Consider the following 18,336-nt stretch of genomic DNA (forward strand, 5'->3'; position numbering starts at 1 on the left):
ATTTTTATATGATTTTTTTTGAAATAAAAATTATAAATAATTTCTAAAGGAAAAAAAATGAAGTATATTGGGGCTCATGTTAGCGCCTCTGGTGGTGTAGAAAAAGCAATTCTTCGAGCATATGAAATTAAAGCAACAGCTTTTTCTTTTTTTACTAAAAATCAACGTCAATGGAATTCAAACTCATTAACAAATAACAAAATAAATGATTTTAAGAAACATTGCAAAAAATATCAATTTTCACCAATTCAAATTCTACCTCATAGTAGTTATTTGATTAATTTAGGTCATCCTTTAGACATTCTATTAGAAAAATCACGTTCTGCTTTTATTGATGATGTTATTCGTTGCGATCAACTAGGTTTAATGTTTTTAAATGTTCATCCAGGCAGTCATTTAAATAAAATTACTGAAAATATGTGTCTGTTAAGAATCGCTGAGTCAATAAATATTACTTTAGAGCAAACAAAAAATATAATTATAGTGATAGAAAATACTGCGGGACAAGGTACTAATATGGGATATTGTTTTGAACATTTGCATCAAATTATTCATAACGTTAATAATAAATCAAGAATTGGAGTATGCATAGATACCTGTCATTTATTTGCATCAGGATATGATTTACGTTCAGAAAAAAATTGTGAGAAAACTTTTCGAGAATTTGATAAAATCATAGGATTTAAATATTTAAAAGGTATTCATTTAAACGACTCTAAAAAAAATTTTAATAGTCATATTGATCGTCATGAAAGTTTAGGATTAGGAAAAATTGGAACTACTGCTTTTAAATGGATTATGAAGAATAACATTTTCAACAATATTCCTATTATATTAGAAACAATTAATCCCAAAATATGGAAATCAGAAATTTCTTGGCTTAAATCTTGCATCTAAATTTTTTGAATTAAAAAAGTTTTTTTAAAATATATAGGATTATATTATGTTAAAAATAAACGCTATAAAAAGAATAAAAAAGGGTAAAAGTTACAGCAGAAAGTTACGCATGCAAAAAAAATTTCCAGGAATATTATACGGAATGAATAAAATTCCTGTTTTTCTTGAATTAGACCATAATCTTATTTTTAATTTACAAAAAAAAATAGAATTTTATAAAGAAAATATATGTTTAATAATTGAAGAAAAAAAACATATAGTTAAAGTTCAATCCATTCAAAGACATGCCTTTAAACTAAAATTATTACATATTGATTTCTTATATAATTAAAATTTTAGATAAAATTTCTCTAAAAATTAACATTTTTGGATGAAATTGTATGGCAATTAAACTTAAAAATCCTAATAATAATGTTATTATAGATAACCATCCAATTTTTTTTTGATTAAAAAGTGAATTGTCTATATAGTTATTTTTTTTCTTTTTCCACCATTTGGATGCTAACCATATTCCAGTCCATATAAAAATAGAAATAAGCAATAAGTACCATTTAAAATAATCATTTTCAGTGTTATTTTCAGGTATTTTTATAGCTATTCCTGTAACAATACCAGGAAAAAAATATACTGGAGGCCACAATATGCATCCTATTATACTAGGTAAAACAAATTTTTTTAAAGGAAGCTTTAACATTCCAGCAACCATAGGTATAAGAGGTCTAGTTGGTCCTATAAATCTCCCAGCTATTATAGTGATAAGGCTATGTTTATGTAATATTTTTTTTGTTTTGTCAAGAAGTGTATAGTTTTTTTTCAAAAATTTAAGGTTGTATAGCCAGTTTTTAAAACGTAAACCGATATAATATGAAGTCCAATCTCCAATTAGACATCCTATTATTCCAGATATCCAAGCAGGGTAAAATAATAATTTTCCATCTCCTATTAATGCTCCTAACGTTGTCATCAAGACAATTCCAGGAAGCAATAAACCTATTAAAGCAAGAGATTCTAAAAAAGACACTGTTCCTACTACTATTAATGAGTAGGTTAAAGATTGAGTTGTGAAAGATGTTAACCAAGATTCCATAAAGTCTCATTTTTTAAATTTTTAGTTTTAAAATTAATATATTGTTGAATAAATTAGAAACAATACAATTTACATTTTTAATGTATTACATCTTTGAATAAAATACTATAAAATTTTTTTATTTTTTTTATTCTTAAAATGTTTGTGTCAGCATGTTTTTATATTAAATATTTTTTAAAAATGTTATTAAAATTTAAATTTTATAAACATTAGTAATCTCAATATACATTGAAAGAGAAAAATAATGAAAATATGGATTATACTATTTTTATATATCTGTACGAGCACAGTTTCAGCTTTATCTAATGAATTAGAAATTGATAAAATTATTGCTATTGTTGATGATAAGATCATATTGAAAAGCGATATAGAGCAATTTATTTTTTTTATAAAACAAAAAGAAAAGCATAATAAATTATCTGTACAAAATGATTTCATAAAAAACAAAATACTAAATAAATTAATATTAGATACAATGATTTTGAATGAAGCAGATAAACTAAATTTTTTTGTAACTGATGAACAAGTAAATCATACCATTAAAAATATTGCTTACAAACATAATATTAGTGTTGAGCAATTAAAAAATAATATTTTATTTAATGAAAATAATAATGATTTTACTTATTTTGATTATTTTAATCAAATTAAAAAATTATTAAAAATTCAAATGATACAAGATTATAAAATTTTAAGTCATATTAAAATCAAGAAAATAGAATTACAAAAATTGTTTCATGAATTTGATAAAAGAAAAAAATTTGATAAAATTAATATAAGCTATATTTTGTTATCTCTTCCTAAAAACAAAAAACAAAAAATAGTAAAAGATCAAAAAACATTAGCTTTTTATATACTTAAAAAAATTAAAAATGGGTGCTCTTTTGAGGAATTGAACAAAAAATATAAAATAAATAAAAATTTCTTTTTTTTGTCGAATTCTTGGATGAATTTTAATGATGTACAGAATATGCTTTCACATCATTTAAAATTTTCTAAAAAAGGAGAGACATTAGGTCCTTTTTTGGGGAGTAAAGGATTCTATATTATTAAAGTTAATGATGCTAAAAATTATCCAGAAAAATACATTAAAGAATTTCATATACAACATTGTTTAATAAAATTTTCTCCCATTTTACATGAGGAAGAAGTAAAAAAAAGTATTTTTAACATATACAACAATATAATAAAAAAAGTTTATAATTTTGATTTTGCAGTAAAAAACTTTTCTCATGATTTTTATTCTTCTCGTAAAAAAGGTGATTTAGGTTGGATATCAAGTTTATCATTAAATCCAGAATTCAATAATATATTATTAAATTTAAAAATTAATGAAACAAGTAAGCCCATTAAATCTGAATTAGGATGGCATATTGTTAAAGTTCTAGACAAAAGGGATATTAATTATTCTTTAAAAATAAAAAAAGATAAAATTTATCAAATGTTATTAACTAAAAAAATTAAATTTTTAAGAGATAAATGGATACAAGAATTAAAAAAATTAGCTTTTATAGAAGTAATAAAATAGATAAAAAATTTTAAAATTAACTAATTTTTATATAAAAAACTGAATTTAAAATAATGATTTTAAAAAAAGCAAAATATTTTCCTAAAAAAAAATTAGGTCAAAATTTTTTAATAAATAAAAAAATTGTCCAAGATATTGTTAATATAATTAATCCAAAAATAACACAGATATTAGTAGAAATTGGTCCTGGTTTCGCTGCACTAACAAAACCAATATGTAAATTAGTAAACAATTTAATTGTTATTGAAATTGATGCAACTTTATTAAAATTTCTAGAAAAACAATCATTTTATTCAAAATTAATAATATTTTGTCAGGATGCTTTAAGATTTGATTATTTAAATTTATACCATCAAAAAAAAAATATTCGAATTTTTGGAAATTTGCCATATAATATTTCTACTTCTTTAATTATTCATTTGTTAAATCAAATCCACATTGTTGAAGATATGCATTTTATGTTACAAAAGGAAGTAGCTGATCGTTTAACTGCTACTCCTGGTAATAAATCATATGGACGTTTAAGTATCATTACTCAGTATTATTGCAAAGTTAAAACATTGTTGAAAGTATCTGCTAAAAATTTTTTACCAATCCCTAAAGTAGATTCTGCATTTGTAAGTTTAATTCCTCATACTAATCATCCTTATTTTTTGTACAACATTAATACATTAAGCTATATTACGAATATAGCTTTTCAAAAGAGAAGAAAAATGATACGTCATAGCTTATCGAATGTATTTACAGAACAACTTTTAATTAGACTAGGGATTAATCCAGAATTAAGAGCAGAAAACATTACTATTAATCAGTATTGTCAGTTATCTAACTATTTTTTTAATCATATAAAACGTTTAAAAATATGAATTAATAAAAAATATAATTAAAAATTTTGAGTTTTATATAATTGGAAATACAAAATGAGCATTTATTTAGTTGGTGACATTCATGGTTGCTACGAAGAATTTCAATTGCTTTTAAAGAAGTCATCTTTTAACATTGAAAAAGATTTTCTATGGGTTTCTGGAGACTTAGTCTCAAGAGGTCCAGATTCTATAAAAGTTATAAAATATCTTTTTTCAGTTAGAAAACGGGTGAAAATAGTACTTGGCAATCATGATTTAAATTTAATCTTGATACATTCAGGAATCAAAAAAAATAAAAAAGAAAATTTTTTTGATGAATTTTTAACATCAAAAGATAATTTAAAATTAATTTATTGGTTAAGAAGTCAACCCTTTGTTCAAATTGATCATAAAAATAAAATTATCATGTCTCATGCAGGAATTAGTCCCCAATGGGACATATGTACTGCAGAAAAATATTCTAAAAAAATTTCAGAATTTTTGTTAAGTGATAATTATGCTTTGTTTTTAGAATCTATGTTTGATAATAATATAAATTATTGGAGTTCAAATCTCAATCGATTAGATCGATTGAGATACAGTATTAATGTTTTTACACGTATGCGTTATTGTTATTTTGACGGTCGGTTAAATTTATCTAATAAACTCTCTCCTCTTTATGTTAAACATCCTCTTAAGCCATGGTTTATGTTTAAAACTAAAATTCCTTCAGATTATTCTATTTTTTTTGGTCATTGGTCTAATTTAAAAGGATTTGATGTACCTCTACCATTTTTTTCATTAGATACTGGTTGTTGCTGGGGAGGAAGCTTGAGTATGATACGATTAGAAGATAAAAAATGGTTTTCTCAATCATTCATAAAAAAATCTGTTTTGAAATAAAATTAAAAAAAAATTTTTTCATAAAGATTTATCTCGATAGAATTTCAAAATAATAGTTATAAGGATTTTTTTTATTTTTTAAAAAATGCTGTTTAAATAATGTTTTCCAGTATGGATATAATTTATATTGAGGAAAATAAGAATCTCCATTAATGTTAATATCAATATGAGTTAAATACAATTTATTGGCATAAAACAGCATTTGTTCATATATTTTAGATCCTCCAATTACCATAATCTCTTTGTTAGATTCAGTTAAATTGATGGCATGAGAAATTGAGTTAGCCCAAATAATTCCTTTTTTTTTAATTTTATAACGACTAATTACTATATTTGTTCTCATTAATAGTGGTTTTTTAATCGATTCCCAAGTCAAACGTCCCATAATAACATTTTTATTTATGGTATGTTTTTTAAACCATTTTAAATCTTCTGGAAGATGCCAAGGAATTGAGTTGTTATTGCCAATGATTAAATTATTAGAAATAGCAGCAATTAAACTGATGTTCATAATTAAATTGATACTTTTAAAAAAGTTATAAATATGTTTTTCAACATATTTATAAGCATAATGAATTATAAATTTTTGTATTTTATTTTTTTATGTATTTCTTGTAAACATTTTATGTTTTTTATTGGGTTTTGATTTAATGAAGAGACAGTAGCAAACGCGCCATTTAATGTAGTGTCATAGTGCACTCTATATTGCAAAGCGCTACGACATATTAATTTTGAGTCTTTAATTCCTTGATTACAAGAAGTTGTATTCACTATATAAGAATATTCACTATTTTTTAGTCTGTCTTGTATATGTGGACGACCTTCATAAACTTTGTTTACTAATCGAGATGAAATTCCTGCTTTTTTTAAAGCTATAGAGGTTCCTTTTGTAGCATCTATTTTAAATCCTATTTTTTTTAGTTCAATGGCTAAATTAGCAATTCTTTTTTTATCGTCATCTCTAACTGATAAAAGAACACGACCTGATTTTTTTATATTATTATTTGGAGTACTGAAAATCGCTTTAGAAAACGCTTCTGAAAAATTTTTTCCGATTCCCATAACTTCCCCTGTCGAACGCATTTCAGGTCCTAATATAGGATCTACTCCTTGAAATTTATCAAAAGGAAGCACTGCTTCTTTAACAGAAAAGTACGGAGGAATAATTTCTTTAGAAAATCCTTGTTCTAATAGCGTTTTTCCATACATAACTCTTGCAGAAATTTTAGCTAATGCCAAACCTATTGCTTTTGAAACAAAGGGAACTGTACGAGCTGCTCTTGGATTTACTTCAATAATGTATACTTGATTATCTTTAATAGCAAATTGAACATTCATTAATCCTCTGACAGATAATTCAAAAGCTAGTTTTTTTACTTGATTTTTAATGTCATTTTGAATTTTTTTGGTTAAGGTGTAAGCTGGCAAAGAACATGCGGAATCTCCAGAATGAATCCCTGCTTGTTCAATATGCTCCATTATCCCACCGATAAAAACGGTTTTTCCATCACAAATAGCATCAACATCAACTTCTATAGCATAATTTAAATATTGATCTAACAAAATAGGCTTTATGTTTTTTTCTTTTATAACGTTACTGAAATAGTCATCCAGATCGCATGGTTCATATACAATTTCCATGGCTCTTCCACCTAAAACATAAGATGGTCTAACCATTATAGGGTAACCAATTTCTATTGCTTTTTCATGAGCTTCTTTCAAATTAAATACAGTAGCGTTTAATGGTTGTTTTAATTTTAACTTAGTAACAATTTTTTGAAAACGATGACGATCTTCCGCTTGATCAATTGAATCTGGACTTGTTCCTATAATTGGAATTCCTTCTTTTTGAAATTTTCGAGCTAATTTTAATGGTGTTTGACCTCCATATTGAATAATAATACCTTTTGGTTTTTCTATTCTGACTATTTCTAAAATATTCTCTAATGTAATAGGTTCAAAATAAAGGCGATCTGAAATATCATAATCAGTGGAAACAGTTTCTGGATTACAATTAATCATAATTGATTCAAAACCATCTTCTCTCAACGCTTGAGAAGCATGCACACAACAATAGTCGAATTCTATACCTTGCCCTATTCTATTAGGTCCTCCGCCTAATATAATAATTTTTTTAGAATTGTTAGTTGGATGAGATTCACATTCTTCTTCCCATGTTGAGTACATATATGCTGTTTCGGTTGAAAACTCAGCGGAGCATGTATCAATTCTTTTATATACTGGATGTAAATTTAATTTAAAACGAAGTTGACGTATTTCAGATTCTTTATTCTTTGTTAAAAATGCTATTCTTGAATCAGAAAAACCTTTTCTTTTAATAAAATATAGAAAATTTTTGTTGAGTCCAAAAAATCCTTTTTTAGAAATTTTTTTTTCTAGAATAATGATTTCTTGAATTTGAACTAGAAACCAAGGATCAATAAATGTTAATTCAAATACATCATTAATTGACATTCCTAATCGAAAAGCATCTCCTATGTACCAAAGTCGTTCAGAACCAGCTTCTTTTAATTCATGTCTAATTTTCATTAAATTTTGTGGATTTTTGATATTAGATATTTTAGAATTAAAACCATTCGATCCAACTTCTAGTCCATGAATAGCTTTTTGTATTGATTCTTGAAAAGTACGCCCTATAGCCATTACTTCTCCAACAGATTTCATTTGAGTAGTTAATCTATCATTACATCCTAAAAATTTTTCAAAATTAAATCTTGGAATTTTAGTAACTATGTAATCTATCGACGGCTCAAATGATGCTGTAGTATTCATTCCTGTAATGTCATTTGAAAGTTCGTCTAATGTATATCCAATAGATAATTTAGCTGCTATTTTTGCAATTGGAAATCCGGTTGCTTTAGAAGCTAAAGCTGATGAACGAGAAACTCTAGGATTCATTTCAATAACAATCATTCTTCCATCTTTTGGATTTACTGCAAATTGAACATTAGCTCCTCCAGTTTCAACTCCAATTTCTTTTAAAATAGATATAGAAGCATTTCTCATTACTTGATATTCTTTATCAGTAAGAGTTTGTGCAGGAGCTACAGTGATAGAATCACCGGTATGAATCCCCATAGGATCAAGATTTTCAATTGAACAAACAATAATGCAATTATCATTTTTATCTCTTACAACTTCCATTTCATACTCTTTCCATCCTATCAGAGATTCATCTATCAAAAGCTCTGTACTTGGAGATAATGAAAGTCCTCTTTCACAAATTTCTTTAAATTCTTCATGATTATACGCAATTCCGCCTCCGTGACCGCCCATGGTAAAAGAAGGTCGAATAATGCATGGAAAACCTACATTATTTGATACTAATAAAGCTTCTTTGATATTGTGAGCAATGCCACATTTCGCAGTATTTAATTTTATCTTTCTCATCGAATGTTCAAATAATTTTCTATCTTCGGCTTTTTTAATAGCATTAACTGTAGCACCTATCATATGAACATTAAATTTTTTTAGCACTCCTTTTTGATCTAATTCTAAAGCACAATTAAGAGCAGTTTGACCTCCCATTGTTGGCAGTAATGCATCGGGTTTTTCCTTTTTAATAATATTTTGCACTGTTTTCCAATGTATTGATTCAATATATGTAGCATCTGCCATGCATGGATCTGTCATAATAGTAGCCGGGTTTGAATTGACTAAAATGATTCTATAACCTTCCTCTTTTAAAGCTTTGCATGCTTGTGCGCCTGAATAATCAAACTCACACGCTTGTCCGATTACTATCGGTCCTGCTCCAAGAATCAAAATGGATTTGATATCAGTAGATTTAGGCATTTTTTTTCCTAATTAATTACTGAGTTTTAGTTCGTTGATTAATAATTAATCGAATAAAATGATCAAATAAAGATGAAGCGTCATGTGGCCCAGGACTTGCTTCTGGATGTCCTTGAAAACTAAAAGCGTTTTTATCTTTTAAGGAAAGTCCTTGCAAGGTACCATCAAAAAGAGAGCTATGTGTAATTTCTATGTTATTTGGTAAATTTTTTATATCAACGGTAAAACTATGGTTTTGAGATGTGATAATGACTCGATTTGTTTTAATTTCTTTTACAGGATGATTTGCACCGTGATGGCCAAATTTCATTTTAGTGATATTTGCTCCGATAGATAAAGCTAATAGTTGATGTCCTAAGCATATTCCAAAAATTGGTATATTTTTTTTTAAAAAATATTGAATTGAATTAATAGCATATTGACAAGGTCTAGGATCTCCTGGTCCATTAGATAAAAATATTCCGTCAGGATTCATGCTTAACACTTTTTTTGGATCAGTTTGAGCAGGAACAACAGTTAAATAGCAACCTCTATCAACAAGCATGCGCAGTATATTTCGTTTAACTCCATAATCGTATACAATTACATGACATAAATATGTTTTTTTTTGAATAGAAGATACGTTTTTTTTTCTATTACAAATTGTTCCTGTTTTCCAATTATATATGAATTTAGTAGTAACTTCTTTAGCTAAATCTAAACCCTGTAAACTTATAAAATTTTTGGCGTATTCATGTGCTATGGGATAATTTTCTTTTTTATCTTCTATGATACATCCATTTTGAGATCCTTTAGTTCTCAAAATACGGGTTAATTTTCTAGTATCAATGTCTGATATTGCAACAATATTGTTTTTTTTTAAATAAAAAGATAATTCTTTTTTATTACGATAATTACTTGCTATAGGCGACATGTCGCGAATAACAAGTCCCTTAGCATAGATTTGAGATGATTCTTCATCATTTTCGTTAGTCCCAACATTTCCAATATGAGGATGAGTTAATGTAATTATTTGGTGCGAATAAGAAGGATCAGTAATTATTTCTTGGTAGCCAGTTATAGATGTGTTAAATACAACTTCACCTACGGTCGTTCCAATGGATCCAACAAATTTTCCGTGAAATTTAGTTCCATCTTCTAAAACCAACACTGCTAATCGAATCAAAACATCCTCCGTTAGAAATACTTTTTAAATGAACATTTATATGAATCAATAAAAATATCGATGCAATTATATTATATATCCGCATTTTTATATGTGTCATGTTAACTAAAATTAATATTTTTGTCTATTGAGTAAAATATATTTATTTTTTTGGAAAATAAAATAAAATTATGATGAAAAATGTTTTTTATTTATTTTATACTAAAATATTTTTAAAATTTTAATACATCCATCATGTTAAATAAACCCCTATTTTTTTGATGAATCCATATTGCCGCTTGAATTGCACCTTGAGCAAAAGATATACGATTAGAAGCTATATGAGTAATTTTAATTTGTTCATTAGAGTTAGAAAACATAGTAGTATGTTTTCCAATAGTATTTCCTGATCGTATACTAGAAAAGCTAATTTTTTTTTCTTCTCTTATTCCATTAATACCTTTTTTTAGATATAAAGAATGTTCGTCTAAATTCCAATTCATAGCATTTGATATTACTTTCCCTATAGCCAAAGCCGTTCCTGAAGGAGAATCTATTTTATTGCGATGATGAAATTCAATGATATCGATATCTGAATTATTTCCTATAATGTGAGTTGCTTTTTCAATTAAGTTCAGAACTATGTTAATTCCTATGCTAAAATTAGCTGAAATCATGATACTGATTTTTTTAGAATATGATTTGATCACTTCCATTTCTTGATTTGAAAATCCAGTTGTACCGATGACAATATTTTTTTTTAATTTAGAGCAGTATTTAAGATATTTCAGTGTTCCATTGGGTTTTGTAAAATCTATTAAAACATCAAAATCATTTATATTAGAGTTTATTTTATCACTTGCAAAAACTCCTATTTTCCCAATCCCAATGCTTTCTCCTATATCTTTTCCAATTAACAAATGATTCTTTTCAACTAATACTGTGGTTAATTGCACACTTTTATTTTTTTGTGATTCCTTTACAAGCATTTTACCCATGCGACCCATAGGTCCAGAAATAGCAATACGAGTTTTTTTTTTCATATTTTATCTTTTAAAGTTATTAACGATTTAAACAAATTAAATTTTTAGGAATTGGAAAGATTTTATTATCTGCTATTCCTTTCATTTCAAACAGTCGTTTGGCTCCTAATTTTTTTAAATACTGAATCACTTCTATAACTAATATATTAGGGGCAGAAGCGCCTGCTGTAACTCCAATGTATTTTACGTTATGCAACCATTCTTTTTTAATATCAACAAATGAATCAATGAGTTTTGAAAATACTCCAGTTTCTCGACCTAATTCGACTAATCTGTTAGAATTAGACGAATTTTTAGATCCAATAACTAACAACATATCAGTAATTTTTGAAATTTTAAAAACTGCTTTTTGACGATCAGTTGTTGCATAACATATATCATCTTTATCGGGACCTTTAATATGTGGAAATTTTTTTTTTAAAGAAGAAACAATGAATTTTGTTTCATTAACCGAAAGAGTAGTTTGAGTAAAAAAATTTAATTTTTTTCCATTTTTAATGGATAGTTTTTGTACATCTTTTACTGACTGAACAAGATGTATTTTTTCTTTATTGTTGTCATATTGACCAATAGTTCCATTTACTTCTGGGTGTCCTTTATGTCCAACAAAAATTGTCTCTATTCCTTTTTGACTAGATTTTGATACCTCTCTGTGCACTTTTGTAACTAGCGGACAAGTTGCGTTTAAGATAGTTAGTTTTTTTTTTATAGCTTCTTTTTCAACTTTTTTTGACACACCATGAGCAGAAAAAACAACTATTGATTTATTTGGAATTTGTGAGATTTTTTTAACAAAGATTACTCCTTTGATCCGAAAGTAATTTACTATACTCTTATTATGTACAATTTCATGATTAACATATATTTTTTTTTTATAAATTTTTAAAGCATTTTCGACTATTAAAATAGCTCTTTTAACTCCTGCACAAAAACCTCTTGGATTAGCTAGTATGATGTCCATTAATCACCTTTAGAATGTGCATATTTTTAAAATTGTGTGTTACTAGAAAATTTTTAAAGGTTGCAAAAAAAATTTTATTTTTAATCAAAATTTGTAAAAAAATAATGTCGTATTCCTATAACAATTGCCCCAATGAAAATACTAAAATCAGCTATGTTGAATGTAGGAAAATGAAAATTTTTAATATGTAAATCGATAAAGTCAATTACAAATCCACGGAATATTCGGTCTGATAAATTTCCTATTGCTCCTGAGATAATTAAAGTATACGGAATTATTTGATTTTTATATTCATTTTTCGTATTAACAACGATTTTGATTATTATCAATATAGAAATTATGCTGACGAATGATAAAAACCATATTTGCCATCCTCCTTGATTTGATAGCATATTAAATGCAGCCCCGTAATTTTTTACATAAAAAATATTTAATATTGAAGATATTATTTTTTTTTCATGTATTTTAAGGTGATTTATAATCCAATTTTTACTAAATAAATCAATAGAAAAGATTAAAATTATTATATATATTGAATTGATTTTATTTTTCATTATAAAAATATACGCTGTTCACCAATTCCCGTTGTATTTAAAATGCATCTAGTACAAATATTTTGATTAATGGATTTGTTCATTAAATTGTCAAGATTTGGAATATAGTGCCAGCAACGAGGACATTTGATTCCTTTAATTTTTTCTAGTTTAATTTTTAAAAAAGAAATAACTTTACTTTTTTTTGTATTTTTAGGTGCTGTATCATATAGTTTAATTTTAGCTTGAGAAGTTAAAAAAATAAATTTTAGCTCTTTTCCTAAAATTTCAAGTGTTTTAGCTAATTTATATTCAACATATAAAGTTATAGAAAATTCTAGTGAACTGCTTATTTTTGTATCTTTTTTTTCTTCTTCCAAAAATTTGTTTACTTCATTTTTAATTTGTATTAATTTATTCCAAAATTTATGATCTAAACAATCTGATTTTTCTAAATAAAATAATTTATTGTACCATTCTTCTGTAAATACATATTTGGATTTATTTTTTGGTAATTCATTCCATATTTCGTGGGCAGTGAAAGATAATATAGGAGCTATCCATCTTACTAAAGCGTTAATAATATGATAAATAGCTGTTTGACAGCTTCTTCTCTCCAAACTGTGTTTTTTTAAAGTATACTGTCTATCTTTAATGATGTCGAGATAAAAAGATCCCATTTCAATTGAGCAAAAATACATTAAACGCTGTACTACAGAGTGAAAATTATATTTTTCATAAAACGAAATGATTTCGTCTTGTACTATTTTTGATTGGCTAATAGCCCATTGGTCTATTGAAATCATATTATTTTTGGAAATCATATCTTTTTCTGGTTTAAAGTCATTAATATTTGCCAGCATAAATCGTGCTGTATTTCTGATTCTACGATATGTATCCGATGATCTTTTTAAAATTTCATTAGATATAGAAAGATCATTTGAATAATTTGAAGAAGCTACCCAAAGCCTCAAAACATCAGCTCCTAATGTATCTACTATACTATTAGGACTTATAGCATTACCAATGGATTTAGACATTTTTCTTCCTTTTGTATCTACTACAAATCCATGAGTCAATACTTTATGATATGGTGCTTTTCCTTTTACTATCATTGAAATTATTAATGAAGACATAAACCAACCTCTGTGTTGATCAGATCCTTCTAAATACATGTCAGCATTATTTTTTTGATATTTTTTATTTTTGTACTGTATTGAAGTATGAGTATTTCCAGATTCAAACCAAACGTCTAATATATCTAATATTTGATTGTAATTATTAGATTCTGTTCCCAATATTTTTTGAAGATTGGTTTTTCTATAAGATTGAATTCCTTCCAATTCTATTTTTTGTGCTATTTTTTCCATAATTTTAGAGATGTTGGGATGAATTTTATCCGTTTTTTTATGCGAGAAAATAGACATTGGAACTCCCCATTGTCTTTGTCTTGAAATACACCAATGAGGTCTTTTTTTAATCATTTCTCGAATTCTAGATTCTCCCCAAGAAGGTATCCAAAGTACTTTTTTAATTTCTTTTAAAGTTTTAGATCTTAGTTCATTTTTATCTATATTTATAAACCATTGTGGAGTCGCTCGAAATATGATTGGACTTTTATGTCTCCAACAGTGTGGATATTGATGTAATATAATTTCTTTATTTAACAAACATTTTTTTTCTTTTAACAATTTTATAATTATTGGATTAGCATTAAATACATTTATATTATTCAGTTCTGGATGTATGTTATGAATATAATTTCCTTGAAAATCTACCAAATTAATTGTTTTTATACCATATCTTTGACTTATTAGATAATCATCTAAACCATGATCGGGAGCAGTATGAACAGCTCCTGTTCCAGAATCACAAGTTACATGTTTACCTAAAATAATAGGCAATAAAATGTCTTTAAGAAATGGATGTATAAATTTTACATTTTCTAAATTTTTACCTTCGATAGTATTTAATGTTTTCCAATGAGTTATGTTTAAAATATTAAATATATTATTTACTCGATTTTTTAATAAAATAAAATAAAATTTATTAGTTTCTATTAACTGATATAGAAAATCTGGATGGATAGAAATGGCTTGACTGGATGGAAGGGTCCATGGTGTAGTTGTCCAAACAGGAAGAATAAGTTCTTTATTATCAGATAAACGAGTTTTAAACAATTTTTCTAGCGCAGAATTTTGAGCACTTTTTAATGAAAATATAATTGATTCTGATTTTTTTGTATAATGTTCGACTTCTGCTTCAGACAAAGATGAACAGCATTGAAGGCACCATGAAACAGGTTTAAAGTCTTTGTATAAATATTTTTTTTCAATTATTTTAGATAATGTTCGGATTATATTTGCTTCATTTTTAAAATCCATGGTGAGATGAGCATTGTCCCAATCACCTATTATGCCCAGTCTGATAAAATCTTTTTTTTGTTTTTGCACTTGATAATTAGCATATTTTCTGCATTTTTCTAAAAATTCTTCATGCGATATTTTATCGTTAAAACCAATTTTTTCTTCAACTTTTTGTTCAATTGGTAATCCATGACAATCCCAAGATGGAATATAGGGTGCATCAAATCCTGACAAATTTTTTGATTTTATAATGATATCTTTTAGGATTTTATTTACCGCATGGCCGATATGTATATTTCCATTTGCATATGGAGGTCCATCATGAAGAAAAAATATTTTTTTTTCTATTTTTTTTTCTCGAATTAATTTGTATATATTTTTTTTATACCAATTTTTTAGTATTTCTGGCTCTTTTTTAGATAAATTTCCTCTCATGGAAAATGTGGTTTTAGGTAAATTCAAAGTGTTTTTATAATCATTCATTATTTTCTCATTTATGTTAAAATTTTTTGATTGATTTTAAAGTAGTTTTTAACTATTTCTACATCTTTTGAAATTTGATTTTTTAATTCATCTTTTGAGTGAAAAATAAATTCATTTCTTATTTTTTTATATATAAAAACTTCAATTTTTTCACCGTATAAATTAATGTTTTGATTAAATAAATGAACTTCAAGTAATCTTTTTTTATGAACGTAATTATTTTTATTTTTAATATTAGAAATTCCTAAAAATTTTTTATTAAAAAAACAGCGAATTTTTACTGCATAAACTCCATTAGTTATAGATAAGTTATTGTTTAATAAAATATTTGCTGTTGGGTAACCAATTGTTCGTCCTATAGCATTTCCGTGAATTACTTTACCAGATATGCTGAATGGATGACCTAAAAATGAATTAGACAATTCAATTTTATCTTCAGATAATAATTTTCTAATGTTAGTACTACTAATTTTGATATTATTTTGATAATATGTTTGAATTAGAATTACTTTAAAGTTATGTTTTTTTCCTAGTTTCTTTAAAAATTTTACATTTCCATTTCGCTGAAATCCAAATCTAAAATCATTACCAATAACTATAAATTTTATATGGAGTTTATTTATTAAAATTTTTATGATAAAATCTTTTGCACTTAAAGATGAAAAGTAATCATTAAATTTAATACATAAAATTTGATCAATTTTCCATAATGAAATATATTTTATTTTATCATGAAAGCTTGTAAGACGAGATGGAATATTTTCTTTTCTTAAAAATTCTAATGGTTGTGGTTCAAATAAAATAATAGTAGTTAATATTTTGTACTTTTCCCCTACTTTGCAAACATAAGACAATAGTTTTTGATGTCCTAAATGTATTCCATCAAAATTTCCAATACTGACAACAGAATTAGAATTAGTGTTTTTAAGATGATTAATTCCTCTTATAATCTTCATTTATTAAGTTAACCTGATTAAAATTTTTGAAAAATGATTGTTAATTTAAACATAAAGATTTATATTACTTTTGATTTTTTATAAAAATTTTTGTAAATTCTTTAAATTGTGCATAATTTATTTTTCATTTATATTATAATCAATTTTAATTAATTAATATTTTTTATATTTTACACTTTCTAAGTTAGGGGTAAAAATTGGCTAATATTAAATCTTCTAAAAAAGATTCTATAGCATCTGAAAAACGTCGTAAAAATAATGCTAGTCGACGCTCTATGATTCGCACTTTTGTAAAAAAAGTTCGAATTTCTATTTCTTCTGGTGATAAAAAAATAGCGGAAGAAGAATTTAAAAAAATGCAACCTATTGTTGACAAACATGTAGCAAAAGGCCTATTGCATAAAAATAAAGCTGCTCGATATAAATCTAATTTGTCTCTTAAAATTAAAAAAATGATCAGTGTATAAAAATGTTATTTCTTAATGTAGTATTGCTTCTTTTTTATAAAAATTAAGAAGCAATACCATTTATAATTTATCTAGTTAAATCATCAAAAAATCTTTTAACTCCATCAAAAAATCTTTTTGAACGAGGACTGTTTTTATCTCCTCGGAAACCTATAAAACTATTTTTTAGTTCTTGTAAAAGGTCTTTTTGCCTTGAATTAAGATTCACAGGTGTTTCGACCATAACTCGACATAAAAGATCACCTTGATTTCTATTTTGAACGGATTTTACTCCTCTTCCTCGGATACGAAATAATTTTCCAGATTGTGTTTCTGGTGGTATTTTTAGCTTAACTCGTCCATCTAATGTAGGAACTTCTATTTCTCCTCCTAGCGCAGCCATTGGAAAATTTATAGGAACTTCGCAATAAAGATTATTTTCTTTACGTTCAAATATATGATGTTTTTTAACTGAAATTTGAACGTAAAGATCTCCAGATGGCGCACTGTTAGATCCAGCTTCTCCTTCATTATTTATTCGAATACGATCATTGGTATCAATTCCAGGAGGTATTTTAACTGATAATAATTTGTTTGTTTTGATTCGTCCTTGCCCTCGACATGAAGTGCATGGATTTTTAATTATTAAACCTTTTCCATAACATATAGGACACGATTGTTGTACAGTAAAAAAACCTTTTCTGATTTGTATCTGACCTCTTCCATGACAGGTAGAGCAAGTTATTGGTTGAGTCCCTTCAAAAGATCCGCTGCCATAACATTTTTTACACTTTTTTAAAGTGGGGATTCGAATTTCTTTAACTGTTCCTTTCACAGCTTCTTCTAAAGACAATTCCATACTATAGCATAAATCAGCTCCTTTTTTAGCTCTTTGTTTTCTACTTCCTCCAAAAATGTCACCAAACACATCTCCAAAAATATCACTAAAATCCGAAGAGCTGGTAAAAGTACTATAGGTGTTATTTCCGGAATTATTATTTTCGAAAGCAGAATGACCATACTGATCATATGAAGCTCTTTTTTCTTGATTTATTAGAATTTCATACGCTTCTTTTACTTCTTTAAATTTATTTTCTGCATTTTTATCTCCCTGATTCCTATCAGGATGATATTTCATTGCAAGTTTTTTGTATGCTTTTTTAATATCACGCTCTTCAGCTGATTTTGAAACTCCTAAAATTTCGTAGTAATCTTTTTTTGACATTCTCACTCTTCCTGCTTTTAAAATAATTGCACGGGCGTAGATTAAGATTCTACGCCCGTGCTAGTTTAAAGGCGATTATAATATTATTATTTCCGCATATCTT

17 protein-coding genes are annotated in these 18,336 nt (G+C 26.2%); 6 read left to right on the plus strand and 11 right to left on the minus strand.

The window, feature by feature from the left end:
- Window positions 1-57 precede the first annotated feature (57 nt).
- Complete coding sequence (nfo, locus tag D9V75_RS00645) at window positions 58-897, plus strand: deoxyribonuclease IV (protein WP_158343276.1); 840 nt, start codon at window positions 58-60, stop codon at window positions 895-897.
- 46 nt (window positions 898-943) lie between these two features.
- On the plus strand, window positions 944-1,228 hold the full coding sequence (rplY, locus tag D9V75_RS00650; RefSeq protein ID WP_158343278.1) for a 50S ribosomal protein L25: 285 nt from the start codon (window positions 944-946) through the stop codon (window positions 1,226-1,228).
- Here rplY and D9V75_RS00655 read toward each other — a convergent pair.
- Window positions 1,217-1,984, minus strand: coding sequence for a DedA family protein (locus D9V75_RS00655; protein ID WP_158343280.1), 768 nt, complete (start codon window positions 1,982-1,984; stop codon window positions 1,217-1,219). The genes rplY and D9V75_RS00655 overlap by 12 nt on opposite strands.
- Before the next feature lie 244 nt (window positions 1,985-2,228).
- Here D9V75_RS00655 and D9V75_RS00660 point away from each other — a divergent pair, with 244 nt between their 5' ends.
- The 3 genes from D9V75_RS00660 to D9V75_RS00670 are packed head-to-tail and all read left to right on the plus strand — an operon-like array spanning window position 2,229 to window position 5,260.
- Complete coding sequence (locus D9V75_RS00660) at window positions 2,229-3,512, plus strand: peptidylprolyl isomerase (RefSeq protein WP_158343282.1); 1,284 nt, start codon at window positions 2,229-2,231, stop codon at window positions 3,510-3,512.
- Between the two features lie 53 nt (window positions 3,513-3,565).
- On the plus strand, window positions 3,566-4,378 hold the full coding sequence (rsmA, locus tag D9V75_RS00665) for a 16S rRNA (adenine(1518)-N(6)/adenine(1519)-N(6))-dimethyltransferase RsmA (RefSeq protein WP_158343284.1): 813 nt from the start codon (window positions 3,566-3,568) through the stop codon (window positions 4,376-4,378).
- Between the two features lie 54 nt (window positions 4,379-4,432).
- Entirely contained in the window at window positions 4,433-5,260 is an 828-nt protein-coding gene (locus tag D9V75_RS00670; RefSeq protein WP_158343286.1) for a symmetrical bis(5'-nucleosyl)-tetraphosphatase, read from the plus strand.
- Window positions 5,261-5,288: 28 nt separating this feature from the next.
- On the opposite strand, the gene folA is transcribed toward D9V75_RS00670, so the two are convergent.
- From folA to ribF, 9 genes are all read right to left on the minus strand, one after another.
- Entirely contained in the window at window positions 5,289-5,771 is a 483-nt protein-coding gene (gene folA, locus D9V75_RS00675; RefSeq protein ID WP_158343287.1) for a type 3 dihydrofolate reductase, read from the minus strand.
- 65 nt (window positions 5,772-5,836) lie between these two features.
- A complete protein-coding gene (carB, locus tag D9V75_RS00680) occupies window positions 5,837-9,076 on the minus strand; it encodes a carbamoyl-phosphate synthase large subunit (protein ID WP_158343289.1) in 3,240 nt (1,079 codons plus the stop codon).
- Window positions 9,077-9,092: 16 nt separating this feature from the next.
- Window positions 9,093-10,241 carry a glutamine-hydrolyzing carbamoyl-phosphate synthase small subunit gene (carA, locus tag D9V75_RS00685; RefSeq protein WP_158343291.1) on the minus strand — a complete coding sequence of 383 codons (1,149 nt, stop codon included), beginning with the start codon at window positions 10,239-10,241 and terminating at the stop codon, window positions 9,093-9,095.
- A complete protein-coding gene (locus tag D9V75_RS03030) occupies window positions 10,201-10,326 on the minus strand; it encodes a hypothetical protein (protein WP_261979433.1) in 126 nt (41 codons plus the stop codon). The genes carA and D9V75_RS03030 overlap by 41 nt, the downstream gene beginning before the upstream one ends.
- A gap of 127 nt (window positions 10,327-10,453) precedes the next feature.
- Window positions 10,454-11,263 carry a 4-hydroxy-tetrahydrodipicolinate reductase gene (gene dapB, locus D9V75_RS00690; RefSeq protein ID WP_158343293.1) on the minus strand — a complete coding sequence of 270 codons (810 nt, stop codon included), beginning with the start codon at window positions 11,261-11,263 and terminating at the stop codon, window positions 10,454-10,456.
- 19 nt (window positions 11,264-11,282) lie between these two features.
- Window positions 11,283-12,224, minus strand: coding sequence for a 4-hydroxy-3-methylbut-2-enyl diphosphate reductase (ispH, locus tag D9V75_RS00695; RefSeq protein WP_158343295.1), 942 nt, complete (start codon window positions 12,222-12,224; stop codon window positions 11,283-11,285).
- 80 nt (window positions 12,225-12,304) lie between these two features.
- Window positions 12,305-12,778 (minus strand): signal peptidase II, encoded by a 474-nt coding sequence (lspA, locus tag D9V75_RS00700; protein ID WP_158343296.1) that lies wholly within the window; start codon window positions 12,776-12,778, stop codon window positions 12,305-12,307.
- A complete protein-coding gene (ileS, locus tag D9V75_RS00705; protein ID WP_158343298.1) occupies window positions 12,778-15,606 on the minus strand; it encodes an isoleucine--tRNA ligase in 2,829 nt (942 codons plus the stop codon). Before ileS ends, lspA begins: the two co-directional genes overlap by 1 nt.
- 11 nt (window positions 15,607-15,617) lie before the next feature.
- Window positions 15,618-16,562, minus strand: a complete 945-nt coding sequence (ribF, locus tag D9V75_RS00710; RefSeq protein ID WP_158343301.1) for a bifunctional riboflavin kinase/FAD synthetase — start codon at window positions 16,560-16,562, stop codon at window positions 15,618-15,620.
- 197 nt (window positions 16,563-16,759) lie between these two features.
- Here ribF and rpsT point away from each other — a divergent pair, with 197 nt between their 5' ends.
- Complete coding sequence (rpsT, locus tag D9V75_RS00715) at window positions 16,760-17,029, plus strand: 30S ribosomal protein S20 (protein ID WP_158343303.1); 270 nt, start codon at window positions 16,760-16,762, stop codon at window positions 17,027-17,029.
- A 67-nt stretch (window positions 17,030-17,096) separates the two neighbouring features.
- Here the strand turns inward: rpsT and dnaJ are convergent, their stop codons facing one another.
- A complete protein-coding gene (gene dnaJ, locus D9V75_RS00720; RefSeq protein WP_158343305.1) occupies window positions 17,097-18,233 on the minus strand; it encodes a molecular chaperone DnaJ in 1,137 nt (378 codons plus the stop codon).
- Window positions 18,234-18,336 lie beyond the last annotated feature (103 nt).

The organism is Buchnera aphidicola (Muscaphis stroyani), assembly GCF_005080865.1.
In the GTDB taxonomy this organism is placed as follows: domain Bacteria; phylum Pseudomonadota; class Gammaproteobacteria; order Enterobacterales; family Enterobacteriaceae; genus Buchnera; species Buchnera aphidicola_AG.